We start from the raw sequence: 25943 nt of genomic DNA, 5'->3' as shown, positions 1-25943 counted from the left end.
GGTCTGCACCACATGAGCCAGAAGACGGACGATCCCCCGGCCAAGGAGGACGGTTCCGGCGAGGAGGCGGGAAGCGCCGCCGACCAGCAACCTCAGCCGGACCACCAGAACAGGGATGACACCACGCCGCTGAGCGCGGAGGACGCGCTTCACGCACTGCGTCACGGGGGTGAGGACGAGGCGGAGCGCGCGGAGGCGGCACAGGCGGCCGCCATCGCGGCCCGCGTCATGGAACGGCTGAACGGTGACCCGCTGGGCATGCGGATCAACACGGTGGCCCTGTTCAACGGACGCGTGGACGTGGCCGGCGGGATGTCCCTCGGCGGGGGCGGACAGCGCGCCGGACGTGTCACGACGAAGATCAGCCCCAGAGGGCTGGCACGGTGGACCAAGGGCCACTTCCCTCCACCCCGCTTCGACGAGGCGCTGCGCGTCCTCGTCGAGCACCGGCTGCTGATCCTGGCCCTCCCTCCTGGCGGGCGTCGCACCACGGGGATGAACCTACTGGTCAGAGCGATGGAGCGGCATCCGGACGGCGGATGTCACATGGTGGTGGACGCGTCCGTCCTGAGGGAGGCGCAGTGGACGCCGCCCGAGTCGAACGCCGGCTACCTTCTCGTCCTCGACGGCGCCGTCACCGGGCTGGATCCCGGGCTCATCGACGAGCAGTGGATCGATGACATGACGGACCGGCTCAAGGAGAGGACAAGCTACCTCGTCCTGGTGACAGGCCCGCCCAAGGGCGCGCTGGTCCAGGCCGGGCGTTCCGGTCAGGTCATCACCACGCTCGGCCGGCTCGACCCCATAAGCCTCATCGAGCGGCACCTCCGCGAGCGCGAGCCCACGCCCGAGGAGGCGGCGGAACTGCGGCGCCGGCTCAGCGACGCGGGCGCGCTGGAACTCCTGCGAGAGGATCCCAGGCCGCGAACGGCCGTTCGCCTGGCTGCCGTGATCCGGGAGGGCAAGGACCTGGTGACCGCCGTCAGGGACCTGCGCGATCCCACCGCCCAGGTCCACGCGTGGTTCAGCCGTTGCCGGGAGCCGGAGAGCACGAGCTTCGCGCTGGCCGCGGCAGTGCTCGACGACGCCACCTACCTCACGGTCTCCGACGCCGCCACCGCCCTCTACAAGCAGCTGACCCCGCCCACCGAAGCTCCGGTCGACCTGCGGTTCCGGGAGCGCCTGGAGTCGGACCATCCGTGGCTCCAGGTCTCGCTGGGCTCCGGAGCCGTTCCCGGCGACGTGGCGCCACGGGTCCGCTATCGCAATCCGCTGGTGAGGCAGGCGGTGCTGGGTTACGCCTGGACCTCTCTCGACGGCCGGCGCTCCGCACTGCTCGCCTGGATCCGGCAGCTGGTCACCCATCCCGACATCGACGTGCGAGCGCGGGCCGCCGTGGCCGCCGGTGTCCTGGGCTGGAGCGACTACGACCACGCCCTCCATCGCTACCTCCGGCAATGGGCCGAGAGCAACTCGCTCGTGCTGCGCCAGAGCGCGGCCACCGCACTCGACGTCGTCGGCGGTCATCCCGATCTCACCGAGGCCGTCTGGAACCTGCTGGAGGACTGGGTGGCGGAGGCGGACACCCCCGGTCAACGACGGCGAGGGCTGACGGCCGCCGTGACGTTGGGCAGCAGGCTGGGTGCCTCCCGTCCGGACCGCGCCACCCGCGCGCTGCGCGTGCTGCTGAACCGTGAGGAGAAAGATTGGGGCACGCTGCTGCCGGTCGGTCTGAGCCTGTTCCGCCTGATCGAGCACGGCTGCGTGAGCGACGTGCTCTCGGCGCTCCTGGACTGGTCACAGCCACAGGACAACTCGACCGCGGTCGCGAAGGCGCTGTCGGCCTTCGTCTTCGTGGCCGGACTGCCCGCGGGCGAGACGACGGCCGCGCTGGCGGGGCCTGAACACCGCCCCTCCACGTGCCCGCTGCTGCTGGCCGGAGCCGAGGGGAACCTGGTTCCGCTGACCGAGCTCTGGGCTCGTGCGCTGTCCCGCCGGCAAGTGCAGGACCAGGCGCTGGAGACTCTGCGCGACTACCTGGACGAACATGCCGGCCGGGACCGGACGGCCTATCGCAACGTACGGCTGCTCGCGCTGGCGGTGGCGAAGCGTTCAGGCAGGCATCGGGAACGGCTGCTGTACCACCTCGACGACTGGGCTCGGGCGGCAGGCCGCCGCGACCATCCCGCCGCGCAGATCCGCGCCGCGCTCGATCAACGATCCGCATACGCGACAGGAAGGACCTGATCATGGAGGCGTTCACCTACAACCCGATTCTGAAGAGCTCCGGTCTGCCGCTCGTGCTGCCGCGCAAACCCCTGCGTCCGCCGGCTCCGGGGACGGCCCTGGTACTGGTGCCGCGCAAGGGTGATCTGCTGACGATCCGGCACGGCGAGTCCATCCCGGACGCCTGGTACGGCACCTATCGGCACACCTACCTCGTCGATCTGCGCGAGCACCGGCTGGTCCTGCACATACCGTTGCTCAGCAGCGACCCCGCCTTCGGATTTCCGAGTCTGGTCCGGCTGAACTGCCGGGTGGCGGAACCCGACGAAATAGTCTCGCGCGGCATCACGGACGTCAGCGGCGCCCTGTACCTGCCCATACAGAGCATGTTGCGCAGGGTCTCGCGCAACTACGACATCGGCGAGCTGCATCGGGCCGAGGACGCGCTGACCGAGTCGATCCGGGGCTTCAGCGGCGATGCCGCTCTCCGCCTCCGCAACATCACCGTTGAGCTCGTGGTCGACAACGGCGAGATCCTGGCCAGCGGCCGGGCATACCGCGAGATAGAACGCGAGACCCGGCTCATGGAGATGCGCAGGGAGCGGCACCTGCGCATGCTTCGCAGAGACGGAGCCGAAGGGCTGGTCGCCGAGATCATGGAACGCGAGGGGCCTCGTGCGGCGTACGAACTGATCGCCGGCGCCGAACGGGAAGAGCACCAGGAACTGCTGACCGCATGGAACAAGGTCATTTCGGAGGCGGGCACGGAGCTGGAGCCGTGGGAGGTCGTCCAGGCCGAGCGGGCGCTGCGGGACCGGGTCACCGGCGGGTCCTCGGCGCCGTTCGGGGGAATCCGCTCGGGGAGGCTGCGCGGTTCCCTCTACGCCGGCTCAGCCACGGGGGCCGGCCATGAGACGCCGAGCGACGCCGTCATGGAAGAACACGGCACGGCCGAGAACGGCTCCCACCGCCCCAGCCGCGTCCGCGGGCTCAAGCTGACGAAGATCGACGACGCGGACGGGTGACCCAGCAGGTGACGGAGGTGAAGGTATGCGGGGCCGGCCTCCCCGACCCGTCCGGAACGGGCGTCGTGTGGCACTACATGGCCCCACGGGTGCTGGCCATCGGCGTCTGGACCGAGCGGTGCGAAGGGCGAGGAGAGGACGCCGAGCCGCTGTTCACGCACCGGATGCCGGACGGGGAGGGGATCCTGGGCGTCTTCGACGGGCTGGGCGGCGCCGGGGCGGGGGCCTCCTGTGAGCTGTCCGACGGTACGCGCAGGAGCGGGGCCTGGATCGGGGCCCGGCTCGTCAGGGCCGGTGTCGAGGCATGGTTCCGCAGCCAGGGCCCGGACCCTGATCCCGGGGGCACGCCGGAGTCGCTGCGCGGGCACCTGGCGGAGCTGTTGTCCAGCGTGCCGGCGCCGCCTCCCAGCAAGATCGTCAGCCGGATGCGGAAGTGGCTCCCGACCACCATGGCCGTACTGCGCTACCGGCTGGACGGGGAGGCGGCCGAGTGCCGGGCGCTCTGGGCCGGCGACTCGCGGGTGTACGCGCTGAGCCGTGAAAGCGGCTTGCAGGCGTTGACCCGGGACCACACGGAGGAGACGGACTGCCTGCGGCAATTGACGCAGGACCCGCCGATGACCAACCTGATCTGCGCCGGCCAGGAGTTCGTCATCGACTCGCACACGCTGCGACTGCCCTTGCCGTGCGTCCTGGTCTGCGCCACCGACGGCTTCTTCGGCTATGTCGGGACGCCCGCGCACTTCGAGTGTCACCTGCTGAGCACCCTCCAGGAGGCGCGCGACGAGCAGGAGTGGGCCGAGCTGCTGGCGAGGCTGGTGTCGAGCTACACCGGCGACGACGCCTCCCTCAGCCTCGCGGCGTTGGGGTTCGCGGACTTCGCGCAGCTTCGATCGGGCTTCATCCGCCGTGCGCGGGAGGCCGAGGCACGCTACCGCCCCGCCGATCTCCCGGCGGAGGACCTGACGGCGTCGGAGTGGCGCCTGCGCGCCTGGGACGAGTACCGGCCGGCCTATGAGCGGCTCATGCCGCCGGCGAGGCCCGCGAAGGAGCCGGCGTGAGGGCCGGCCAGCTCATCAGGGGCTATCGCATCACCAGCGAACCGACCAACAGCGGCGGCGGAAGATGCATGTGGGCCTTCGCCGAACGCGGGCGGCACGAGTACTTCATCAAGCGCTTCCTGGATCCGAAACGGCCGAAACCCGGCGCCACGGCGAGCGCGGCCGGCGTCCGGCTGCGTCTGGAGGTGTGCGAGGAGTTCGAGCGGCGGCACAGGGCCATGATGGAGCGGCTGCCTCGGGACGCCCCTGGCGGCGGCAACCTGGTCCTCGCGCTCGACTTCTTCCTCGAAGGCGTCACGTACTACAAGGTGACCGAACGCGTCCACGCGCTCCCGCTCCCCCGGCCGCAGGCGTTGACGGCCGGGGAGAAGGCCGTGCTCCTGCGCACGCTGGGGCTCAGTGTGCGGCTGCTGCACCGCATCGGTGTGGTGCATGGAGACCTGAAGCCCGGCAACGTCCTCGTCGGGAGGAGACGACCGGGCGCCTTCTACACGGCGAAGCTCATCGACTTCGACGATGCCTACGTCTCGGGCAGTCCGCCGGCGCGGGAGGACATCACGGGGGACTCGGTGTACGCGGCTCCTGAGTGGCGCCGCTACGTGCAGGGGGACGCCGGCATGCGGCCGGAGTGGCTGACGACGAAGACCGACGTCTTCGCGCTGGGACTGATGACACACGTCTACCTGACCGGCTCCCTGCCCGGGTTCGACGACCGGTTCGGGTCGCCGGCCGACGCCGTGCTGGCCGGCGCGGAGCTGCGCGTCGACGACCGGCTGGCCGAGCCCATGCGGGCCCTTCTCAGCGCGATGACGTCCAGGACCCCCATGGCCCGGCCGGGGATGACGATCTTCCTGGAGATGCTCAAGGACTCCAGGATGTGCGAGCTGCGCAGTCGGTCCGTGACCTCGCCGGGCTCACGAGTGCGCATCAGTATGAGAACGAAGGAGAACCATTCATGAACAACGACGACGGCTACCGAGGCAACCTGCGGTACGCGGTGGACATCGTGCTCTGCATCGACGTGACCGAGAGCATGGCTCCGGTCCTCGACACGGTGAAGAAGAGCGCCCTCACCTTCCACGACCGGCTGAGCCACGTGATGGGCCGGAAGGGCAAGGAGATCAGCCAGCTCCGGCTCAAGGTCATCGCGTTCCGCGACTTCGGCGACTTCGCCGAGGACGCCATCGAAGAGACCGAGTTCCTGACGTTCCCCGGTGAGGCGACGGAGTTCGACCAGTTCATCCGGCGGCTGCGCGCCTCGGGCGGCGGCGACGTCCCCGAGTCAGGACTGGAGGCGCTCGCGCTGGCCATGGGCGCGCCGTGGGAGAAAGGGCTGGACCGGCGCCGCCACGTCATCGTCATGTTCACCGACGCGCCTGCGCATCCGCTCCGGTCGCCGCAGGCGGTCGCCGCGCACACCTATCCCCAGCACATTCCCCGGGACATGGACGAACTGTTCGAGCAGTGGGGATACACCAGGAGCCAGGCTTCGATCATGGACAATGGCGCCAAGCGCCTCGTCCTCTTCGCGCCCGATGCCTATCCCTGGACCGACATCACCGAAGAGTGGAACATGACGCTGCACTTTCCGTCCACGGCCGGACAAGGGCTGGAGGAGCTCGAACTCGACGAGATCATCGACACGATCGCGAACAGTCTGTGAGCACTTCCGGCCCGAACTGGCGGTGCTCCCTCTGTGACGTGTGGAACGGTTACCCCGACGCCACCTGCCAGGGCTGCGACACCGGACGTGGCCCCGTACCGGCGCAGGCCGGCGCGCTCTTCTTCCCGCCCCCGCCGAGGCCCGCCCCCTCCCGGCCAGTTCCATCGATGCCTCCTCCCGTACGAGTGCTTCCTCCCAGCGTGATGGCCCACCCGTGGCCGCCGCCGGTCCATCCCGTCCGGCGATCGTCCGACCAACTGGTGGGCTGGGTGGTCGCCGCGGTCGTCGCAGGTATGTTGCTCTTTCTCTTCGTCGTGGCCGTCGCGTTGAGCGCCGCGGCGAACCAAGGAAGAGTGTCGCGGTCCGACGCCGTCTCGTCGCACGAGAGGAGGGGCATCGTCCTCGCGCACCACTACGTCAAGGCCGCCTCGTCGACGAGGGCGACGCGGACGGCGCGTGGGTCGTCGCCGGACAGCGGCACCGCGAAGACGGCCGTGTGCGGGCCCGCCCCGTAGACCACGAAGCGGGTTCCGTCCTCGTCCCAGGTCTCGCGTACGTCGGAGGTGAGCCGCGCGGACGCCGAGCAGTACGCGGGGCTGCGGCGCAGCAGGTGCAGCGAGGTCTCCAGGGGGACGTCCCCGGAGGCGGGCGGCGCGGTGAGCGGCGGGCGGAGGCGGACCCGGAGGCGGCGCAGCGGGACAAGCCAGTGCCGGTCCAGTTCGGAGGAGAGGGCGAGCAGCGCCACGACCTCCAGGACGGCCACGGGCCCGATCGGCGGTTGCGCGGCCGGCGCGGTCGTCGCGAGGAGCCCGGCGGCGAGCAGCAGCCCGGCACGGGCGAAGGACCGTACGTCCACGGGCTTGGCGTGGTCGCCGAGGCAGCCGCAGGACGCGGCCGGCGCGGCCACGTAGGCGTAGCCGAGGTAGCCGAGGAAGCCCGCCGCCAGCAGCGCGGCGGCCGCGCCGTCCAGGGGGTGGAGCGGCGGGACGAGCAGCGCGGCGGCCACGGCGAGCTCGGCCAGCCCGACGAGGCGGAGCGCGGGGACCGCGCGCGCCGCGCCGACGAGCCGGGCCAGGGCGCTGCGCCCGGCCTGGGCCCGCATCCGCCTGCCGAACAGCTTCATCAGCCCGGCCCAGAGGAGGAAGAGGGCGATCACGTACGGCTGCGACGCGGCGATCCCGTTCAACACGCTCCTCCTAGTGGGGGGAGAACACGGTGGCGATGTCGACCTCGTTGGTGTCCGGCCGCCAGGCGCCCAGGATCTGCACGTGCTGGGCGACCTTCAGCAGGGACAGGTCCGAGGTGGGCGGCGACTCGGAGTGGATGGCGACGGACTTGCCGGGCACGACGTGGCACAGGACCTCGTGCCCGTTGTGGTCCAGGCGGAGGGTCTGGTCCTTGATGTCGGTGATGTGGCCCTTGATGTTGACGATGTTGAGCCACACCGCCTCGGCGGCCAGCATGCCGTCGGGCATGCGGACGCCGCGGGCGTACAGGCCGTCGCCGGGTTTGGCCTGGTCGAAGCCGACCGGTCCGAGTTTCCACAGGCTGGTGCCGTCCACGACGCGGATGGTGTGGAAGACCATGTTCGAGCCGAGGACGAGCAGCGTGTTGTCCTTGATCGAGCGGATCCGGCCCTCGGCGAAGTTCGGGTCGGGCGCGCCGGGCTCCACGCCGGTGGTGGAGGCGGCGAAGGCGGCCTCGGGGCCGAGTGAGCCGAGCGCGGTGGCGGCCACGACGCCGGCGCCGCCGCCGAGCACGGCGGACTTGAGCACATCCCGTCTGCTGCGCATGCCGGGCCCCCTCACGCCGCCGAGATCTCGGCCGGGCGCAGGCCCGCGGACAGGCTGGCGATCGCGCTGAAGGCGGCCGGGGTGAGGTCGATCAGCCGGTTGCTCGCGCAGGTCGCCCCGCAGCAGCTCCGCTCGCCGCAGAACAGGTCGGTCTGCGGGCCGCAGTCGGCGATGGAGGTGACGACGCTCGTACCGGTGCACAGGGCGGTGGTGCGGTGCCGGAAGCCGCAGGTGCGGCGCGACAGGCTGACTCCGCAGGAGTCGGGGCGGGTGATGGCCCAGCAGGCGTCGGAGGTGTTGGGCCAGGCGTGCTGGAGGCTACCGGAGTTGCAGGTTCCGCAGGCTCCCTTGCCGGTGCTGCTGCACGGTCCCCAGGCGTTGCCGCAGCAGAACCAGGAGACCTCTCCTTGGACGGGGCCGAGTAAGTCGGCGGGCGGGCCGGACGTGGTACGCGCCATGCGCGTCTCCCTTCGGGTGAGCTCCGGGGGGTCTCGACGGATCGAGGGGTGAAGCTTTCCGACTCGATCCATGAGTACCATGTAAGGATTTTTCGTCAATGCCTGATTTGTGGCCGGAGGAGCCCGAAGGGGTGAGGAGGGAGGGGAGGGGGGTGGCGTCCCGGGTGGTCACCAGGGAGGTCACCTGGGACGCGGGGTGCTGCTCGGGACTCTTACGTGATCTGACGCGCCGTCAGGACGCCGGGGTCAGGACGCCGGCGTCGGGGTTTCCGTCGGAGCCTCCGTGGGGGCGTCCGTCGGGGTTTCGGTGGGTGTGACGGTCGGCGTCTCCGTGGGGGTCTCCGTCGGCGTCACGGTGGGCATGTCCGTGGGCGTGTCCGTGGGCGGCTCGGCCGGAGGGACGGTCGGGGTGGCGGGCGGCGTGGGGCATTCCGCCGGCGTACGCCACGACGGCGCCGGGGCCCACCAGTGCCGGAGCTTGCCCCAGCCCTTCCAGGAGCGCTTGACCGGCCGCGACAGGTCGTAGACGTACAGGGCGGTGCCGCCGTCCGTGCCGTCCTGGGCCGCGGGGGTCCCGGTGGTCGCGGGGGCCGGGGTCGCCGGCGTCGCGGGGGTGGCGGTGGTCGCGGCGGTCCCGGTGGTCGCGGTGACCGACACCCAGTCGTCCTGCTTGACCGCGCCGTTGCCGCGGCGGCCCGCGATCGTGCGGGTGTCCTCGCCGATCGTGTACGTCCGCTCGAAGCCGTCCTGGCTGCGTACCGTGATGGAGCCCTCGGAGACGGCGGTCGCCCGGCCCGTCTGGGCGGAGAGCGTCACCGAGCCGCAGCCGTCCTTCGTGGCCACCGCGAACTCGCCGTGCATCGCTCCGACGAAGCCCCAGGGGCTGAGCGGCGCGAGTTCGGGAACAGGGGCCTCCGTGGGGGGCACGGTGGGCGTCTCGGTCGGGGTCTCCGTGGGGGTCGCGGTGGGGACGTCGGTGACGGTGACCGTGTCCGTGGGGGTCGGGGTGGCGGTGGGGTCGGCGGGCGTGGCGCCCGCCGCCGCCCCGGCCACGCCGGCGCCGCCCGCCGCCATTAACACGGCGGTGGCGGCGACGAACACCGGCCGCCGGATCCGGCTGTCGCGATGATGATCGGCCTGCATAGGCGTTACCTTTCGTCTCATTCGCTGACATTCAACTCATGAGAACCCCGCCGGACTAAGGCATCCGTAAGCTGCCGCCCCTCGCGCCCGAGCCGTGGGGTCCTGCCCGGAAAGCGCTGCCCACTTACGCGGCACCTATGCCGAGATGCGACGATCGGTACGTTCGACCCATTCGGCGATAGGCGAAAGCATGGCAAGTGACCAGGGCCGCAGGGCTCTCGTGGTCCGGGGCGGCTGGGAAGGGCACGCCCCGGTCGAGGCCACGGAGCTCTTCATCCCCTTCCTCGAGAAGAACGGGTTCGAGGTGCGGAGGGCGGACTCGCCCGTGCCGTACGCGGACGCTTCGTACATGTCCGGCGTCGATCTCATCGTGCAGTGCTACACCATGGGAACCATCCAGCCCGAGGAGCTGAAGGGCCTGGAGGCCGCCGTCCGGGCCGGCACCGGCATGGCGGGATGGCACGGCGGCATCGCCGACTCCTACCGCAACTCCTCCGACTACCTGCACCTCATCGGCGGCCAGTTCGCCTGCCACCCCGGCAAGCACCCCGACGAGCGGGAGGGCACGCAGGCCGACAACTTCGTCCCCTACACGGTCAACCTGCTGCCCGAGGCCGCCGAGCACCCCATCACCGCCGGCCTCGCCGACTTCGACCTCGTCACCGAGCAGTACTGGGTGCTCGCCGACGCCTACATCGACGTGCTCGCCACGACCACCCAGAAGGTCCGCCCCTGGGACCCGTGGCACCGCGAGGTGACCTCGCCCGCCCTCTGGACCCGCCGCTGGGGGAAGGGCCGCATCTTCGTCACCACCCCCGGCCACAGCCTCGACGTCCTCCGGCACGACACCGTACGCACGATCATCGAGAGGGGCATGTTGTGGGCCAGCCGCTGAACGTCGGCGTCGTGGGATGCGGCGCGATCTCGGCCCAGTACCTCCGCACCATCGACCGCCTGCCGGGGCTGCGCCTCGCGGCCGTCGCCGACCTCGACCCCGGCCGGGCCGCCGCGGCGGTCGCCCCCTGGCCGGGCACCCCCGTCCTGCCCGTCGCGGACCTGATGGCCGACCCCGGCGTGGACGTCGTGCTCAACCTCACCGTCCCGGCCGCCCACGCCGAGGTCGCGTTACAGGCGATCGCGGCCGGCAAGGACGTCTACTGCGAGAAGCCCCTGGCTGCGAACTCGGCCGACGCGGCGCGGGTGCTGCGGGCCGCCGAGGCGGCCGGCGTACGGGTCGGCTGCGCGCCCGACACCGTGCTCGGCACCGGCACGCAGACCGCGCGCAAGGCCGTGGACGACGGCCTCGTCGGCCGTCCGGTCGCCGCCACCGCCACGATGGTCACCCCCGGCCACGAACGCTGGCACCCCAACCCCGACTTCTACTACGTCCCCGGCGGCGGGCCTCTTCTCGACATGGGGCCGTACTACGTCACCAGCCTGGTGACGCTCCTCGGCCCGGTGACGTCCGTGATCGGCGCGGCCTCCCGGCTGCGCGGCAAGCGCACGATCGGCTCGGGACCCCGGCGCGGCGAGGAGATCCCCGTGTCCGTGGACACGCACGTCACCGGCGTCCTGGTGCACGAATCGGGCGCGCTGTCCACGCTGGTGATGAGCTTCGACGCGGCGGCCACCAAGGCGCCGAACATCGAGGTGCACGGCGAGCGCGGCTCGCTGGTCGTCCCGGACCCGAACCACTTCGACGGCGTCGTCCGGCTCTCCGGCGTGGGCGACGAGGGCTGGCGTGACCTGCCGGAATCGGCCGGTTACGTGGCCGCGGGCCGCGGCGTCGGCCTGGCCGACCTCGCCACCACCCCGGCCGGTCAGGAGCCGCGCGCGGGCGGGACGCTGGCCTTCCACGTCCTCGACGTCATGGAGTCGCTGCTGGCCTCGGCCGCTTCGGGAGCGGCGGTCACGGTCGCCAGCACCTGCGAGCGTCCGCCGGCGGTGCCCCTGCTGACCCTCTGAGCGCATGGGTCATGGGCGCGGGGAGGTACGCGTCCATGACCCGGCAGGTCACCTCGAGCCGGGGAATCCGGCGTAGTAGCCGCCGATCTCGTCGTGGTAGCGGGTGTCCCGGTAGGTGTCCTCGTCGAACTCCGGGGCCTTCTTGATCTCCTCCTTCGTCCGCCCGACGTGGATCGTGCGGGCGGCCTCGTCGATGTGCTCCACCGCCCCGGCCGGGATGAGCACCTTCTTGCCGAAGATCCACGGGCCGGTGTCCACGATCAGGTAGCTGTCGCCGACGGCGTGGTTCGCCTCGTCCACCGAGCCGACCTTGCCGTCGGTGGCGTCCACCTCGAAGCCGGTGAGGTCGAGCGACTCGCGCAGCCCGAGCTCCGGCCGGTAATGCCACAGATTCTCGATAGCCATGCCTCGGCCCCTACCCCCTCACAGCGCGCCAATCGCCACCCCGACCAGCGCCAGGCTCACCACGGATGCGGCCGCGCGCAGCGTGTTCCACGCCGTCCACCTGCGCGAATAGTCCTTCCACGGCATCGTGCCGGCGTCGAGCGCGTTGTTCATCGGCACGTTGACCGCCACGGTGACGAGGAACGAGCCGGCGAAACCGACGCCGGCCGCGGCGAGGAACCACACCGCCGCCGCGCCGTCCGCGAGGAGCCCGGCCACGAGCGCCGCCACCGGCGAGCCCAGGAACACGAGGAACAGCCACGGGTTGAGGATCTTGCGGTTGACGCTGCGCATCGCCGCCTCGGCCCGCTCGGGCTCGACGGCGTTGAGGCCGGGCATGACGGACATCGAGAAGGCGTAGAAGAGGCCGGCGAGCAGCCCGTGCAGGACGAGCGTGAGCAGGGCGAGAATCAGCATGTCCCCATCGTGGAGCCGGGCGGGTGAGACGGTCCATGCACAGGACGCTCACCCGCATAAGCGACGCTCTACGACCCCGAAGGGACCAGCCCGCCCGCCCGCACCAGCGCGACGGCCCGCTCCAGGTCGGGCGTCTGGTAGCGGTCGTCCCCGAGCGCCGCGACGGAGCGGCGCAGCTCGGCGTGCAGCGCCCGCGTCCCCGCGCCGAGCGGCAGCCCGGCCATGCGCGCCGCGACGAGGTCCACGCCCTGCGCCGCCATCAGGTACTGGACCGCCAGCACGACCTCCAGCCGGTCGAGGTTCTCGTGCAGGTGCCGGAGCGAGGCCATCGCCATCGTGTTGTGGTCCTCCTGGCCGTCCTTCACCGGGCGCGACAGGGTGCCCGCCGGATGGGCCCTGACCTGCATCTCCGGCACCAGGGCGGCGGCCACGGTCTGCACCTGCACCAGCCCCGAGTTCAGCCCGGGGGTCCCGCCGGCCAGGTTCGCGGGCAGGCCGTAGCTCCAGCGCGGCGACAGCAGCCGTCCCGACAGCTCCTGCGACAGCACGCCGACGTCGGCGATCTCGGCGTTCAGGCTGTCGGCCGCATGACCCATGATCGAGGCGTCCCAGTTGCCGCCCATCACGAACTCGTACCCGTCGCCGCGCCGGAACACCAGGGGGTTCGAGGTCGAGGAGTTCGCCTCCCTGCGGAGCGCCCGGCGGGCGTCGCCGAGCTCGTGCCACAGACCGGCCAGGATGTGCGGGGCCGCGCGCACCGACACCGCGTCCTGCACCCGGGGCTCGTAGTTCGCCGGGTCGAGCCGCCGCCGCCCCTCCTCCGTCATCCAGCCCGACCCCGCGACCAGCGCCCGCAGCCGCGCCGCGACCGCGTTCTCCTCGGGGATGTGCCGCTCCGCGTGCGTACGCGCGTCCAGCGCTCCCTGCTCGGCCCTGGTCGCCTCCATGAACAGCGCGAACGCGCCCTCGGCCTGACCGGCGAGCACCCTCGCCCGGCGTACGGCGTCCAGGAACGAGGCGGCGACCACGGTGCTGCCGCTGACGATCGGCAGCGCCTCCCCGGCCTGGAGCGTGAACGTCGCCGCCAGCCCGGCCCGTGGCAGCAGCGTCGAGGCCGGCCCGACCGCGCCCCCGTATCTGACCGGCGCGTCCTCGCCGATCAGCGCCAGCCCGGCCGCCGCCTGCGGCTGGAGGTCGCCGGTGCCGAGCGAGCCGATCTGCGGCATGAGCGGCACCACCCCGGCGTTGACCAGGTCGAGCAGCCGCTGCGCCACCTCGGGGCGGACCCCGTAGTGGCCGCGGGCCATCTGGTTGGCCTTGATCACCATCGCCAGGCGCGCCACCCGGTCGGGGAACGGCTCCCCGACCCCGGCGGCGTGGGAGCGGAGCACGTTCCGCTGGAACGTCTCGGCCTGCGCCGGGTCCAGCGGGCGGTCCTTGAGCGGCCCGAGCGCCTGGTTCCACCCGTACACCCGCAGGCTGCCGTCCGCCAGCGCCGCGAGCGCGCCGGCGCGGGAGGCCCGCATGCGCTCGGCCGCGGAGGGAGCGATCCGGACGGTGACGGGCCGTCCTTCCAGGATCGCGAAGGCGTCCTGGACCGAGAAAGACCCGCCGTCGAGCACCAGCGCCGCCGGCCGCGGGACCGGGGCCGGCGGTTCGGCCACCGCCTGCCCCGGCACCACGCACAGCCCCGCCACCAGCCCCGCACCCGCGGCCAGCCGCCGCAGAGGAGTGAGATCCATACGGCTCCGTTGTAGCCGGGTCCGGCCGGTCGCCGCCGCGCGCCCCGGCGCCCCCGGCCGGACCCTGACCCGCTCTCGACCGGCCCCTTACGGGCAGGGGGCTCCCGTCGCACCTTGGTCAACTCGGTCCTGTGCGGGCTGAAAGAGATCATGTAAGGTGAGCGCGGCCCGTCCCCCCAACGGCCTGGAGCCCGCCGTGCCGCAGCCTTCCCGCCGCCAGGTTCTCTCCCTGCTTCCCGCCGCCGGTCTGCTGGCCGTGGCCGGCCCGCTGCGGGCCGCCGCCGCGGCGGGCGGGTTCGACCACGCGCGGCTGATCGCCAACACCGTCGCCATGCTCGCCGGCACCCCCGAGGTCAACGCCCGGCCGGAGGTCGCCGCGAAGCTGGCCGCCGTGCTCGCCACCGCCAGGCAGCGGCTCGCCGCGATGGACCGGGCGGGCGACGGCGAGCTGTTCGCCGGCCTCGCGCTCGGCTCCGACGACGTCAACCTGCGGCTCGCCTTCCAGTACCTGTACGAGATCGCGCTCGCCACCCGCGTCCCCGGCGGGCAGCTCGCGGACGACGCCGCCGCCCAGCGCCGGGTCGCCGACGGCCTGATGTGGCTGCACGAGCGCTACTACGGCGACCAGGCGAAGGGCTACTACGGCAACTGGCACACGTGGGAGATCGGCATCCCCACCCACGTCACCAGGACGCTCGCGCTGCTGGCCGACCGGCTGCGCGCGGAGCGGCCCGAGCTCACCGCCGCCTACGTGGCCGGCATGGACGCCTACCTCCGCAACGGCAGGAACGGCGACGTCGACCTCGACTCGCGCTTCCACACCGGCGCGAACCTGGCCGACATCACCGCCAACCGCATCCTCCAGGGCGCGGTGACCGGTGACGACGCCCGCGTCGCCAAGGCGGTCGCCGACCAGGCCACGGTCTTCGCGACCGTGGACCCGTACGCGCTCCAGCACGGCGTCACCGACGGCTACTACCGCGACGGCTCCTTCATCCAGCACGGCTCGGTGGCCTACACCGGCTCCTACGGCCGCGCCCTGCTGACGCGCGTCGTCCAGACGCTGAAGACGCTGGACGGCGCGACGGCGGCGGCCGGCTCGGCCGACCTGCCGGGCGTCGTCTACCGCTGGGTCGCCGACGGCTTCGCCCCGCTCATCTTCGAGGGCTGGATGATGGAGATCGTCAAGGGGCGGGCGGTGTCGCGCACCGGCACCGGCTACGCCGACGTCAACGTGGTCGTGGAGGCGGTCGCCGACCTCGCCGACCACGTGCCCGCCGAGCAGGCCCTCGCGCTGAAGAAGTACGTCAAGCACCTGCCGGCCGCCGACACCGCCGCCTTCGTCTCGCCGGTCAGCATCGCCCGCTACGCCGCCATCCGCGCGGACGCCTCGATCCCGGCCGCCGACCTCAACCCGCCGGAGCGCAGCGTCGCCTTCAACGCCATGGACCGCACCGTCCACCGCCGCCCCGGCTACGCCTTCGCCCTCGCGCGCAGCTCCGAGCGGATCAGCAAGTACGAGTACATGAGCGGCGAGAACCTCATGCCATGGTTCCAGGGCGACGGCGCCCACTACCTCTACCTGGCGGGGGAGGACCAGCGGGCGGTGTTCGGCGTCGACTACTTCACGACGGTCTCGCCGTACCGGCTGGCCGGGGTGACCGCGCCGGTGGAGGAGCGCCGCACGGTACCCGAGCTGTACGGCGGCCGCCTCTGGTACGACAACCCGGACCATCCGCTGAACTTCACCGCGTCGTCGGAGTCCCAGAACGCCTACGTGTACTTCCCGGTGGCGCGGAACGCCTTCTCGGGTGGCGCGACGCTCGGCGCGTACGGCGTGGCCGGCATGGTCCAGTCGGACGACGCCGCCTGGGCCGCCAAACAGGCGGGCCTCCTGCCGGACGACTTCGTCGCCTACCGCAACGCCCGCGCCGTCAAGTCGTGGTTCCTGCTCGACGACGAGATCGTGGTGCTGGCCGCGGACGTCTCCGGCCAGTCGGGGCGGGCCGCCGTGACCACGGTGGACAGCCGCATCGCCGCGCCCGCCGACGTGGTGGCGCTCACCGGCGAGACCTGGACCGGCTCGCCGTGGCAGCCGGGGCCGGCGGGCGTGCCGCGCTGGCTCCGTTACGCCAACGCCACCCGGGGCACCGCCGTCGGCTACGTCTTCCTCACCCGCCAGCCGGTCAGCGCCGGCCTGGAGACGGTGACCCGCAGCCGCCGCGTCGTCCGCACGTCCAATCCCGACACCCCGGTCACGAAGAACGTCTTCACCGCCTCGGTCACGCATCCCGCGTCGGGCGAGCTGCCGGCCCTCGCCTACGCCCTCGTCCCGAACGCCACCGAGGCCCGCCTGCGCGGCTACGCCGGGGGGCCGCTGACCGTGCTGGCCAACGACCGGCACGTGCAGGCGATCGAGCACAAGGGGCTGGGCCTGCTCGCCGCGAACGTCTTCACCGACGGGCCCCGCCACGCCGGCCGCCTGCTCGTGGACGGCCCGGCCTCGGTCGTCGTGCGCTCGTCCGGCTCGCGGGTGAGCGTCGCCGTCGCGGACCCGACGACCCGGCGCGACCGGGTCACTGTCGTGCTGCGCGGCCCGTCGCTCCGGCTCGACCGGGCCGACGAGGGGGTGACGGTCCGCCGCGTGCCCGGCGGCACGCTCGTCGAGGCCGTGACCCGCCACGCCTACGGGCGTACGCTCGCCGCCACCCTGCGGTGACCGGGAGCGGGGGTCAGGAGTAGAGGAAGTAGTAGGAGTAGGCGGCCTTCCACTCGCAGCGCCAGTCGTCCCACCAGCCCTGGCTCTCGCCGTAGGCGCCGACTCGCTGGCATTCCGCGTACGACCGGTAGACACCGGTGATTCTTTCCGCGTTCGCCGGCGCGGCGCCGAGCGACAACGACAATCCCACGGCCAGAACGACCGGGAAGAGAACCGCACGAACCTTTCGCATGAATCCTCCTGCGACGGGGCGGATCAACGGAGCGGATCATTACATTGGCAGTCATCGCGGCTGAGATCAACAGCAGCGGGACCGAAACTTTCCTCTCCGCTTTTCATGAGGGCGGCGCATGTTTCGCCGGTGATTCCCGGGCGTTTCCTGGACGGCTTTGACCACCGTCACATCCCTGGCATATCGTCGCCTCGCCCTGATCGACTGCGAGGGCGAATCCGTACGGGGGCGTGCGTTCTCACCTGCGCGACAGTGGCGATCATCCGAAACACCGGAGGCGCACCATGCACGTTCGTTCCCGCACGGCCGCGATCGCCGGCATGGTCATGACCATGCTGGCCGCTCTCGCGGTGCCGCTCGTCCTTCCGCCGCCGGCCCAGGCCGACCAGGTGATCAGCAACCTCGCGTACGCGCCCGCGCAACCGGCCGGCTCCAAAGGACACCTGCTCGACCTCTACCTGCCGGCCGGCGGCACCACGCCCCGGCCGCTGATCATCTGGCACAGCGGCTCGGCCTGGTCCAGCGACGACGGCAAGACCGGCGCGGCGGCCATCGCCGCCGTGTTCAACCCCAGAGGGTTCGCGGTGGCCGGCGTCAGCGTCAGGTCCAGCGCCCAGGCGGTCTTCCCCGCCCAGGTGCACGACGTCAAGGCCGCCATCCGGTGGCTGCGCGCCAACGCCGCCACCTACCAGCTCGACCCCGGCCGCTTCGCCATGATGGGTGACTCCTCCGGCGGCTGGCTGACCGAGATGGCCACGCTGACCGGCGGCGTCGCGTCGCTGGAGGGCACCGTCGGCACGACCGGCGTCTCCAGCGCGGTGCAGACGGGGCTCGCCTTCTTCAGCCCGACCGACTTCCTGCAGATGAACGCCCAGAACCTGCCCACCGGCGGGCTGGACCACGACTCCCCGGCCTCGCCGGAGTCGATGCTGATCGGCTGCCCCATCCAGACCTGCCCCGCCCAGGTGGCCCTCGCCAACCCGATCAACTACGTCGACGCCAACGACCCGCCGCTGCTGTTCCTGCACGGCCAAGCGGACTTCCTGGTGCCGCACGGGCAGAGCGTCCTGCTCTACAACAAGATCAAGGCGAGCTGCGGCCAGGGCCGGTTCATCTCCATCCCGGGCGCGGACCACGGCCTCGACTTCGTCATGGACCCCACCCGCTTCGGCACCCAGACCACCTACACCACGGCCAACTGCTCGGGGACCACCACGGCCGGCTCCCCCAACCCCACCTGGGACACCTTCGCCGACCACATCCGCGGCGGGCTCAAGATGGGCACCTCCTGCACGGTCGCGTACGTGCCCACCACCTGGGACGGCGCCTTCTCGGCCACCGTCACCATCACCAACACCGGCACGACGCCCGTGGACCGCTGGGCCGTGACCTGGGCGTGGCCGGGCAACCAGCAGGTCACGGACTCCTGGAACGCCACCCTGACGCAGTCGGGCGCCCAGGTGACCGCCCGCGACGCCGGCCACAACGCCTACATCGGGCCGGGCTCCGCCCAGAGTTTCGGTCTTTCGGCCACCTACAGCGGGACGAACGCCAGACCGTCCGAGTTCAGGCTGAACGGCGTGGTCTGCACCCCGGCGGCCTGAGCGCCGATCATTTCGGAAACGCGCTCTGGAACCGTCCAAAAGGATAAACCGCAGCTCGCCGGGGAAATGGGCATTTCCCAAATCCGCCACGTTCCGGCGGGTCCCGATCACGGAATGAAATCGTCCAGATCGCGGACAGTTATATTGATTTTCCCGGCGGGCTGCCCCTATCCTTTCGCTCTCGTGACGGCCGATCAAAGAGCGCCCCGAAATGTTTCGACGGCCGGCGGCCCGTCCCGCGTTATCGCCTGACCCGTTTACGGAAAGCTTCGCCGGCGTCCCTTGACGCCGTTCTTCGTGGTGCCCGCCGATCAGTTAGGGGACGTGTGCGTACATCTGACATGTTCGTCCGGAGCCTCGGTGTCTTCGTGCCGGACGTCGTGAGCGTCGAGCAGGCGGTGGAGGAGGGACTGTACCCGCCCGAGGAGGCCGAGCGCTTCCAGCAGCTCGGCGCGGCGGTCGCCGGCGACCTGCCCGCCCCCGAGATGGCGCGGCGCGCGGTCCTCGACGCCTACGAGCGCTGGGGCGAGTCGTCCCCGAAGGAGCTCGACCTGCTGCTCTACCCGTCGGTCTGGCACCAGGGCCCGAACGGCTGGCAGCCCCAGCACTACCTGCAGATGCACCTCCTCGGCGGCGCCGTCCCCGCGTACGAGATCCGCAGCGGCTGCGTCGGCATGATCAGCTCGCTGGAGCTGGCGGCGAGCTACCTGCGGGCCGACGCCGGCAGGGAGACCGCGCTGGTCGTCTCGGCCGACAACCACGGCACGCCGCTGGTGGACCGCTGGCGGATGACGCCCGGCGCGCTCATCGGCGACGCCGCGTGCGCGCTCGTCCTCGGCAAGGACTACGGCATGGCCGAACTCCTCGCGGTGAACGCGACCACCATCCCCGAGGCCGACGCGGTCAACGACGGCGCCTACCCGCTGTTCCCGCCGGACGCCACCGTCGGGCGCGGGCTGAGCTTCGGCGACCGGCACGAGGAGTTCCGCCAGCGCCTGCTCAAGGAGCGGGGCACCGGGATCCACCTGACGATCCAGAAGACGATGATGCAGCAGGTCGAGCAGACCCTTGACGAGGCCGGCATCGAGCTGTCCGACATCACCAGGGTCGCCTTCCCGCACGGCCGCCGCGAGGACCTGGACGGGCAGATGTCCTGGCTCGGCATCGAGCTGGACCAGACGACCTGGGACTACGGCCGGCGCGTCGGCCACTGCGGCGCGGTCGACCAGTTCATCGCCTTCGAGCACCTGCTGGCCACCGGCGGGCTCGTGCCCGGCGACCACCTGCTCATGGTCGGGTTCGGCTCGGGGACGTCCGTGGCCGCGGCCGCGTTCCGGGTGCTCGCCCCCTCTCCCGTGACGAGGGAAGGGGCGCGCGCGTGACCGCCGACGAGCTCAGCCGCCGGCTGGTGGCCTTCGTCCAGGAGAGCCTGGTCCCTGACGACGTCGAGCTGCAGGTCGACGAGACGACCCCGCTCCTGCTGTCGGGGCTGCTCGACTCCCTGCGCACGGCGCGGCTGCTGAACTTCATCCGGCGGGAGCTCGGCGTCCCCGTCCCGGCCGCCAAGCTCGACCCCGACAACTTCAAGGACGTCGCGACCATCGTCGCGCTGATCACGGAACTCGAAGCGGCATCGACCCGCTAGCCGTCCGGAGCGAACGAGGGCAGAGTCATGCAGTGGACGGACACCTACATCAGCGGAGTGGGCGCCTTCGTCCCCCGCACGGTCGTCAGCGTCGAGAAGGCCGTCCAGAAGGGCTGGTACCCGGCCGAGGAGGCCGAGCTGCACAACCTGGCCGGGGCGGCGGTCGCCGGTGACCTGCCGGCTCCCGAGATGGCCCTGCACGCGGCGCGCAGCGCGCTGAAGCGCAGCGGCCGGTCACCGGCCGACCTCGACCTCCTGCTGTACGCCTCCACCTGGCACCAGGGCCCGGACGGCTGGCCACCGCACGCCTACCTGCAACGCCACCTGGTCGGCGGCGACGTGCTCGCCACCGAGATCCGGCAGGGCTGCAACGGCATGTTCCTCGCCCTGGACCTCGCCGCGAGCCACCTCGCCGCCGCGCCCGCCCGGCAGGCCGCCCTGCTGGTGGCCGCCGACAACTACGGCACCCCGCTCATGGACCGGTGGCGGATGGGCCCCGGCTACATCGGCGGCGACGCCGCCGGCGCGCTCGTCCTCACCAAGGAGCCGGGGTTCGCCCGCCTCGCCTCGGTCTGCACGGTGACCGTGCCCGAGGCCGAGGAACTGCACCGGGGCAGCGAGCCGCTGTTCCCGCCCGGCGTCACCGTCGGCCGCCGGATGAGCTTCGCGGCGCGCAACGAGCAGTTCCGGCAGCAGGTCATGCCGAAGGGCGAGAGCTCGGCGGCGCTGTTCAAGATCCAGCGGGCGCTGATGGAGGTCGTCGAGCGCACGCTGGCCGAGAGCGGCGTCGAGGCCCGCGACCTCACGAGGGTGGCCTTCATGAACTACTCCGAGGAGATCGTCGAGCAGCGCTGCATGGCCGTGCTGGACCTGCCGATGTCCCGCTCGACCTGGGACTACGGCCGCACCATCGGCCACTGCGGCGCCAGCGACCAGGTCCTCGCCCTCGACCGGCTGCTCCTGACCGGGGAGCTGGGCCCCGGCGACCACCTGCTGATGCTCGGCACCGGTCCTGGCGTCACCGTCTCCAGCGCCGTAATCCAGATCCTCGGCAAGCCCTCATGGTCCTGATCCGCAGTCAGCGAAGGGAAACGAACGCGATGGCCGACAGTCCGAGCGGAGTCCAGGTCGAACCGGTGGCGGTCATCGGGATCGGCTGCCGCTTCCCCGGCGACGCCGACTCACCGGACGAGTTCTGGGACCTGCTGTCCGCCGGCCGCAACACCACCGGGCCGCTGCCCGCCGGGCGCTGGCGCCCGTACGAGGACCGCGGGCCCGAGCACGCCGCCGCGCTGCGGGACGCCGTACGGCACGGCAGTTTCCTGCGCGACGTCGAGGGCTTCGACGCGGAGTTCTTCGGCCTGTCGCCGCGCGAGGCCGAGCTGATGGACCCGCAGCAGCGCCTCCTCATGGAGACCGCCTGGGAGGCCCTGGAGCACGCGGGACTGCCGCCGCACCGCCTGGCCGGCACCGACGCCGGGGTGTTCGTCGGGGTCTGCACCGCCGACTACGGCAGCATGCTGCTCGAGGACGTGCCGCGGATCGAGGCGTGGACCGGGATCGGCGCCGCGACCTGCGCCGTCGCCAACCGCGTCTCCTACTCCCTCGACCTGCGCGGGCCCAGCATGGCGGTGGACACCGCGTGCTCGGCGTCGCTGGTCGCGCTCCACCTGGCCGCGCAGAGCCTGCGGCTCGGCGAGAGCGACGTCGCCCTCGCCGGCGGCGTCAACCTGCTGGTGACGCCGGGGCAGACCGTGACGCTCGGCGCGGCCGGAGCGCTGGCGCCCGACGGGCGGTCCAAGTCGTTCGACGCCACGGCCGACGGCTACGGGCGCGGCGAGGGCTGCGGCGTGATCGTGCTCAAGAGGCTCTCCGACGCGCGGCGGGCCGGCGACCGGATCCTCGCGCTGGTCATCGGCAGCGCCGTGAACCAGGACGGGCACACCAACGGCATCATGGCGCCGTGCGGGGAGGCACAGGAGCACGTCATGCGCCGCGCCTGCCGGCAGGCGGGCGTCGCGCCGGCCACGCTCGACTACATCGAGGCGCACGGCACCGGCACCCGGCTGGGCGACCCGCTGGAGGCGGCGGCGCTGAGCGCCGTCTACGGCGCGGGGCGGCCCGCCGACGATCCGTGCCTCATCGGCTCGGTCAAGTCCAACATCGGCCATCTCGAAGGGGCCGCGGGCATCGCCGGCGTCATCAAGGCGGTGCTCGCCCTCGACCGGCGGGAGATCCCCCCGAGCGTGCTGGCCACCCCGAACCCGGCCATCCCGTGGGAGACCTCGGGGCTCCAGGTGGTGACGAAACGGTCGGCCTGGCCCGATCGCGGCCACCCCAGCCGGGCGGGCGTCTCCAGCTTCGGCTACGGAGGCACGGTCGCGCACATCGTGCTCGAACAGGCGCCGCCCGCCCCCGAGACGCCCCGGAGCGAGGGGTCGGGGCTGCGCGGGTTCCCGCTGTCGGCCGCGTCGGGGGCCGCCCTGCGGCAGTACGCGGGCGCGCTCGCCGACCGGCTCGACGGCGACCCGCTCAACGGCGACGGGCTGGACCTCGCCTCGGCGGGGCACACGCTGGCGCTGCGCCGTACCCATCTGGGCCGCCGGGCCGTGGTGCTCGCGGCCGACCGGCACGAACTGGCGGACGGGCTGCGCAGGCTCGCCGGGGACCTGCCGGCCGAGGCCGTGCTGACCGGGGACGTGCTGCCCGAGCCCGGCCCTGGCCCGGTGTGGGTGTTCGCCGGGCAGGGCTGCCAGTGGCGCGGCATGGGACGGGAGCTGCTGGCGACCGAGCCGGAGTTCGCGGCCCTGGTGGACGAGGTCGAGCCGATCTTCGCCGAGGAGATCGGCTTCTCCCCCCGGAAGGTGCTGGCCGAGGGCGAGCTGGACGGCATCGACCGCGTCCAGACCATGATCTTCGTGATGCAGCTCGGCCTCGCCAGGCTGTGGAACGCGCACGGGGTGACCCCGGCCGCGGTCATCGGCCACTCCGTCGGCGAGATCGCGGCGGCGGTGACCGCCGGCGCGATGAGCGTCGCCGACGGCGCGCGGCTCATCTGCCGCCGCTCCCTGCTGCTGCGCCAGGCCGAGGGCAAGGGGGCCATGGCCATGGTGGGGCTGTCGTTCGAGGAGGCGGAGGATCGGCTCGCCGGGCGGAGCGACCTGGTGGCCGCGATCGCCTCCGCGCCCGGCTCCACCGTGCTGTCCGGCGACGTCGCCGCCGTCGAGGAGGTGCTGCAGGAGTGGCCGGCCGAGGGCATCATGGTCCGCCGGGTCGCCTCGGACGTCGCCTTCCACAGCCCGCAGATGGAGCCGCTGGCCGTCGAGCTGGCCGCGGCCACCGCCGGCCTGCCCTTCGGCGCGCCCCGGGTCCCGATGTACACGACCGCGCTGGCCGATCCCCGGTCCACGCCCGTGCTCGACTCCGCGTACTGGGCGGCGAACCTCCGCGACCCCGTGCGGCTCGCCGCCGCGGTCACGGCCGCCGCCGGGGACGGCCACCGCGCGTTCCTGGAGATCTCCCCGCACCCCGTGGTCGCGCACTCCCTGACGGAGACGCTCGCGGAGCACGGGTACGAGGACGTGTTCGCCGGCATCTCGCTGCGCAGGAACCAGCCGGAACGCGCGGCCTTCCTCGCCGCGCTGGGCAGCGCGCACTGCCACGGCGTCGAGGTGGACTGGAGCCGGCTGCAGCCGGACGGCGGCCTGGCCCCGCTGCCGCCGTACGCCTGGCAGCGCCGCCGCCACTGGCGGGACGCCGCCGCCGGGTCCGACGAGAACCGCGGCCACGACGCGCGCTCCCACGCCCTGCTCGGCGCCGGGACGAGCCTCGCGGGCAGCGAGGCCCGGATGTGGCGGACCACGCTGGAGGACGCCAACCGGCCCTACCCCGGCAGCCACGCCGTCGGCGGGGTCGAGATCGTGCCCGCCGCCGTGCTGGTCAACACGTTCATGAACGCGGCCGGCGACCTTCCCGTCCTCACCGACGTGGAGATGACGCACCCGCTGATGACCTCGGGGCGGCGGCAGGTCCAGGTCGTGCACGAGCCGCCCGCGATCAGGCTCGCCTCGCGCACGCCCGCAGGGCCCGGCGAGCCGGAGCCGAACTGGCTGGTCCACGTGACGGCGACCGTCGGCGCCCCCGCCGAGGCGCCCTCCGGCGCGCTGCCGGACGCGGCCGGTCTCGCCCCGATCGACCCCGGGTACGTCCACCGGCGGCTGGCCGCCGTCGGCGTCCCCTCCACGGGCTTCGACTGGACGATCGAGACGTTGCTGGGCGGGGACGGGGTGCTGCGGGCGACCGTACGGACGGTGGGTGAGGAAACCTGGGCGGCGGCGATGGACGCCGTGATGTCCGTCGCCCCGTGCGTGTTCCCCGGCGACCCGGTGCTGCGCATGGTCGTGCACATCGACGAGGTGGTCCTGAGCGGCCCGCCGCCGGAGACGGTGGTCATCGAGGCCGCCGTCGATCCGGCGGGCGAGGACACGGTAGGGGCGGTGATCGCCGACGCCGGCGGCCGGGTCGTGGGCCGCCTGTCCGGGCTCCGCTACCCGGTGATCGACGCGCCCACGGCGGCCGAGGACGAGCTGGGGGAGGCCGCCGAGTCGTTCGCCGGCCTGACCGCCGAGGACCTGCGCGAGCGCGTCCAGACCGAGGTCCGCGCGGAGATCGCGGCCGTGATGCGGCTCGGCCAGGAGGACCTGGCGGTCCGCCGGCCGCTCGTGGAGCAGGGGCTCGACTCGGTGATGACGGTCATGGTCCGGCGGCGCCTGGAGAAGCGGTTCGGCCGCCGCCTGCCCGCGACCCTCCTGTGGCAGCAGCCCACGATCGCGGCCATCGCCGGCCACCTGGCGGAACTCCTCGCCACCCCGGCCCCGGCCGCGGCGGCCACGCCGGAGCCCGTGCCCGTGATCGGCGGCTGAGCCGCTTCACCAAGTGCCGAGGGGTAGCTGGTCACGCTTTCCATGGGCTTCCCGCCAGGAGGCCCCCGTCAACCAGAACGCTGCTGCCGGAGATGAACGAACCGGCAGCGGATGCCAGCAATAGGCATGCCCCGATCAGTTCCGAAGGGACACCGGGCCGTCGCATGGGACAGCGGTCGAGGATCCATCGTGCCCGGTCGTCGTCCAGCCAGAGCGGTCGAGACAACGAGGTCATCAGGAATCCTGGAGCGATGCAGTTGACTCGTATGTTGTATTTCGCCCACTCGACGCACATCGTCTTGGTGACCTGCGCCAGGGCCGCTTTGTGCGCACCGTAGACCGAGACGTCCTCAAGCCCGATCTCGGAGTTGACGGAAGTGATGTTGATGATCGATCCGCCGCCGTTCGCGCGCATGGCGAGCATGGCTTCCCTCGCCAGGAAGTAGGCGGCGCGTAGATTGATGCTTGCTATCTCCGACCAGCTGTCGGGTTCGACGGTGGCGATGGGGCGTCGTTCGTTGACGGCGGCGACGTTGACCATCACATCCAGCCGCCCGAAATGTTCGACGGTGCCTCCGACTATCTCCGCGGGAGCTGACACGGTGCGCAGGTCGGCGGGGACGACGATGAAATCCGTGCCGGCCGAGCTGAGGAAGTCGCCGAGCTGCGCGCATTTCTGCCGGTCGATGTCGGAGAGCACCAGCTTGGCTCCTGCCGCGGCCAAGCCGACCGCCAGCCAGCTCCCCACACCGCCGCCCGCGCCGGTGACGGTCGCCACCTTTCCCTCCAGGGAGAACAAGCGGTTCGGCGTCACGGGCTCCACGTCCCAGCGGTTGTCGGGGCGGAGGTGATTCTCGTCGCTGTGAGCGTTTATCGTGCTCATG

General features: G+C 72.2%; 22 protein-coding genes. 13 read left to right on the top strand and 9 right to left on the bottom strand.

Features of this window, described 5'->3' with window-relative positions; genetic code table 11:
• Window positions 1-12 precede the first annotated feature (12 nt).
• Genes Nocox_RS38500 through Nocox_RS38480 form a run of 5 tightly spaced genes read left to right on the top strand, consistent with a single transcriptional unit; the run spans window position 13 to window position 5975 of the window.
• Window positions 13-2247: a hypothetical protein gene (locus Nocox_RS38500; protein ID WP_051112651.1), complete on the top strand. Its 2235-nt coding sequence runs from the start codon at window positions 13-15 to the stop codon at window positions 2245-2247.
• A 2-nt stretch (window positions 2248-2249) separates the two neighbouring features.
• The gene (locus tag Nocox_RS38495) at window positions 2250-3251 is read left to right on the top strand and encodes a hypothetical protein (RefSeq protein WP_020544902.1); all 1002 of its coding nucleotides are present in this window, start codon (window positions 2250-2252) and stop codon (window positions 3249-3251) included.
• A 17-nt stretch (window positions 3252-3268) separates the two neighbouring features.
• On the top strand, window positions 3269-4312 hold the full coding sequence (locus Nocox_RS38490; RefSeq protein ID WP_157383219.1) for a serine/threonine protein phosphatase: 1044 nt from the start codon (window positions 3269-3271) through the stop codon (window positions 4310-4312).
• Window positions 4309-5271: a protein kinase domain-containing protein gene (locus Nocox_RS38485; protein WP_020544904.1), complete on the top strand. Its 963-nt coding sequence runs from the start codon at window positions 4309-4311 to the stop codon at window positions 5269-5271. The genes Nocox_RS38490 and Nocox_RS38485 overlap by 4 nt, the downstream gene beginning before the upstream one ends.
• Entirely contained in the window at window positions 5268-5975 is a 708-nt protein-coding gene (locus Nocox_RS38480) for a vWA domain-containing protein (RefSeq protein ID WP_020544905.1), read from the top strand. Before Nocox_RS38485 ends, Nocox_RS38480 begins: the two co-directional genes overlap by 4 nt.
• A gap of 412 nt (window positions 5976-6387) precedes the next feature.
• Here Nocox_RS38480 and Nocox_RS38475 read toward each other — a convergent pair whose 3' ends face one another.
• From Nocox_RS38475 to Nocox_RS38460, 4 genes are all read right to left on the bottom strand, one after another.
• Entirely contained in the window at window positions 6388-7164 is a 777-nt protein-coding gene (locus tag Nocox_RS38475; protein ID WP_246649680.1) for a MauE/DoxX family redox-associated membrane protein, read from the bottom strand.
• Between the two features lie 7 nt (window positions 7165-7171).
• Window positions 7172-7768, bottom strand: a complete 597-nt coding sequence (locus Nocox_RS38470; RefSeq protein WP_026214696.1) for a hypothetical protein — start codon at window positions 7766-7768, stop codon at window positions 7172-7174.
• Between the two features lie 11 nt (window positions 7769-7779).
• Entirely contained in the window at window positions 7780-8226 is a 447-nt protein-coding gene (locus Nocox_RS38465; protein ID WP_020544908.1) for an RlpA-like double-psi beta-barrel domain-containing protein, read from the bottom strand.
• A 246-nt stretch (window positions 8227-8472) separates the two neighbouring features.
• Window positions 8473-9369 (bottom strand): hypothetical protein, encoded by an 897-nt coding sequence (locus Nocox_RS38460; protein ID WP_020544909.1) that lies wholly within the window; start codon window positions 9367-9369, stop codon window positions 8473-8475.
• A 190-nt stretch (window positions 9370-9559) separates the two neighbouring features.
• Between Nocox_RS38460 and Nocox_RS38455 the strand changes: the two genes are divergently transcribed.
• Window positions 9560-10264, top strand: a complete 705-nt coding sequence (locus Nocox_RS38455) for a ThuA domain-containing protein (RefSeq protein WP_026214697.1) — start codon at window positions 9560-9562, stop codon at window positions 10262-10264.
• Window positions 10249-11334 carry a Gfo/Idh/MocA family protein gene (locus Nocox_RS38450; protein ID WP_020544911.1) on the top strand — a complete coding sequence of 362 codons (1086 nt, stop codon included), beginning with the start codon at window positions 10249-10251 and terminating at the stop codon, window positions 11332-11334. Before Nocox_RS38455 ends, Nocox_RS38450 begins: the two co-directional genes overlap by 16 nt.
• 48 nt (window positions 11335-11382) lie before the next feature.
• Here the strand turns inward: Nocox_RS38450 and Nocox_RS38445 are convergent, their stop codons facing one another.
• The 3 genes from Nocox_RS38445 to Nocox_RS38435 form a co-directional block, all read right to left on the bottom strand.
• Window positions 11383-11739, bottom strand: a complete 357-nt coding sequence (locus Nocox_RS38445; RefSeq protein WP_020544912.1) for a hypothetical protein — start codon at window positions 11737-11739, stop codon at window positions 11383-11385.
• A gap of 18 nt (window positions 11740-11757) precedes the next feature.
• A complete protein-coding gene (locus Nocox_RS38440) occupies window positions 11758-12195 on the bottom strand; it encodes an anthrone oxygenase family protein (RefSeq protein WP_020544913.1) in 438 nt (145 codons plus the stop codon).
• Between the two features lie 68 nt (window positions 12196-12263).
• Window positions 12264-13937 carry an HAL/PAL/TAL family ammonia-lyase gene (locus tag Nocox_RS38435; protein WP_020544914.1) on the bottom strand — a complete coding sequence of 558 codons (1674 nt, stop codon included), beginning with the start codon at window positions 13935-13937 and terminating at the stop codon, window positions 12264-12266.
• Between the two features lie 157 nt (window positions 13938-14094).
• Here Nocox_RS38435 and Nocox_RS38430 point away from each other — a divergent pair, with 157 nt between their 5' ends.
• Window positions 14095-16656: a polysaccharide lyase family 8 super-sandwich domain-containing protein gene (locus Nocox_RS38430; protein WP_020544915.1), complete on the top strand. Its 2562-nt coding sequence runs from the start codon at window positions 14095-14097 to the stop codon at window positions 16654-16656.
• 13 nt (window positions 16657-16669) lie between these two features.
• Here Nocox_RS38430 and Nocox_RS38425 read toward each other — a convergent pair whose 3' ends face one another.
• Window positions 16670-16888, bottom strand: a complete 219-nt coding sequence (locus Nocox_RS38425; protein ID WP_020544916.1) for a hypothetical protein — start codon at window positions 16886-16888, stop codon at window positions 16670-16672.
• Between the two features lie 284 nt (window positions 16889-17172).
• On the opposite strand from Nocox_RS38425, the gene Nocox_RS38420 reads away from it, so the two are divergent.
• From Nocox_RS38420 to Nocox_RS38400, 5 genes are all read left to right on the top strand, one after another.
• Window positions 17173-18492 (top strand): cellulose binding domain-containing protein, encoded by a 1320-nt coding sequence (locus tag Nocox_RS38420; RefSeq protein WP_020544917.1) that lies wholly within the window; start codon window positions 17173-17175, stop codon window positions 18490-18492.
• Between the two features lie 368 nt (window positions 18493-18860).
• Window positions 18861-19874 carry a ketoacyl-ACP synthase III family protein gene (locus Nocox_RS38415; RefSeq protein ID WP_246649679.1) on the top strand — a complete coding sequence of 338 codons (1014 nt, stop codon included), beginning with the start codon at window positions 18861-18863 and terminating at the stop codon, window positions 19872-19874.
• Window positions 19871-20137, top strand: a complete 267-nt coding sequence (locus Nocox_RS38410; protein WP_020544919.1) for a phosphopantetheine-binding protein — start codon at window positions 19871-19873, stop codon at window positions 20135-20137. The genes Nocox_RS38415 and Nocox_RS38410 overlap by 4 nt, the downstream gene beginning before the upstream one ends.
• Before the next feature lie 27 nt (window positions 20138-20164).
• Window positions 20165-21208, top strand: a complete 1044-nt coding sequence (locus tag Nocox_RS38405; protein WP_020544920.1) for a ketoacyl-ACP synthase III family protein — start codon at window positions 20165-20167, stop codon at window positions 21206-21208.
• A gap of 29 nt (window positions 21209-21237) precedes the next feature.
• A complete protein-coding gene (locus Nocox_RS38400) occupies window positions 21238-25059 on the top strand; it encodes a type I polyketide synthase (RefSeq protein ID WP_020544921.1) in 3822 nt (1273 codons plus the stop codon).
• Window positions 25060-25090: 31 nt separating this feature from the next.
• Here the strand turns inward: Nocox_RS38400 and Nocox_RS38395 are convergent, their stop codons facing one another.
• Window positions 25091-25942: an SDR family NAD(P)-dependent oxidoreductase gene (locus Nocox_RS38395; RefSeq protein ID WP_020544922.1), complete on the bottom strand. Its 852-nt coding sequence runs from the start codon at window positions 25940-25942 to the stop codon at window positions 25091-25093.
• Window position 25943: the final 1 nt, after the last annotated feature.

The organism is Nonomuraea coxensis DSM 45129, assembly GCF_019397265.1.
Lineage (GTDB): Bacteria > Actinomycetota > Actinomycetes > Streptosporangiales > Streptosporangiaceae > Nonomuraea > Nonomuraea coxensis.
This window is presented reverse-complemented; position numbering and strand designations above follow the sequence as displayed.

What these genes read in the sequence shown, in the direction of transcription:
- Nocox_RS38455 (WP_026214697.1), top strand. Translation starts at nt 9,560, where the DNA reads ATGGCAAGTGACCAGGGCCGCAGGGCTCTCGTGGTCCGGGGCGGCTGG.
- Nocox_RS38500 (WP_051112651.1), top strand. Translation starts at nt 13, where the DNA reads ATGAGCCAGAAGACGGACGATCCCCCGGCCAAGGAGGACGGTTCCGGC.
- Nocox_RS38480 (WP_020544905.1), top strand. Translation starts at nt 5,268, where the DNA reads ATGAACAACGACGACGGCTACCGAGGCAACCTGCGGTACGCGGTGGAC.
- Nocox_RS38440 (WP_020544913.1), bottom strand. Translation starts at nt 12,195, where the DNA reads ATGCTGATTCTCGCCCTGCTCACGCTCGTCCTGCACGGGCTGCTCGCC.
- Nocox_RS38465 (WP_020544908.1), bottom strand. Translation starts at nt 8,226, where the DNA reads ATGGCGCGTACCACGTCCGGCCCGCCCGCCGACTTACTCGGCCCCGTC.
- Nocox_RS38400 (WP_020544921.1), top strand. Translation starts at nt 21,238, where the DNA reads ATGGCCGACAGTCCGAGCGGAGTCCAGGTCGAACCGGTGGCGGTCATC.
- Nocox_RS38470 (WP_026214696.1), bottom strand. Translation starts at nt 7,768, where the DNA reads ATGCGCAGCAGACGGGATGTGCTCAAGTCCGCCGTGCTCGGCGGCGGC.
- Nocox_RS38445 (WP_020544912.1), bottom strand. Translation starts at nt 11,739, where the DNA reads ATGGCTATCGAGAATCTGTGGCATTACCGGCCGGAGCTCGGGCTGCGC.
- Nocox_RS38425 (WP_020544916.1), bottom strand. Translation starts at nt 16,888, where the DNA reads ATGCGAAAGGTTCGTGCGGTTCTCTTCCCGGTCGTTCTGGCCGTGGGA.
- Nocox_RS38435 (WP_020544914.1), bottom strand. Translation starts at nt 13,937, where the DNA reads ATGGATCTCACTCCTCTGCGGCGGCTGGCCGCGGGTGCGGGGCTGGTG.
- Nocox_RS38405 (WP_020544920.1), top strand. Translation starts at nt 20,165, where the DNA reads ATGCAGTGGACGGACACCTACATCAGCGGAGTGGGCGCCTTCGTCCCC.
- Nocox_RS38395 (WP_020544922.1), bottom strand. Translation starts at nt 25,942, where the DNA reads ATGAGCACGATAAACGCTCACAGCGACGAGAATCACCTCCGCCCCGAC.
- Nocox_RS38420 (WP_020544917.1), top strand. Translation starts at nt 17,173, where the DNA reads ATGCACGTTCGTTCCCGCACGGCCGCGATCGCCGGCATGGTCATGACC.
- Nocox_RS38495 (WP_020544902.1), top strand. Translation starts at nt 2,250, where the DNA reads ATGGAGGCGTTCACCTACAACCCGATTCTGAAGAGCTCCGGTCTGCCG.
- Nocox_RS38460 (WP_020544909.1), bottom strand. Translation starts at nt 9,369, where the DNA reads ATGCAGGCCGATCATCATCGCGACAGCCGGATCCGGCGGCCGGTGTTC.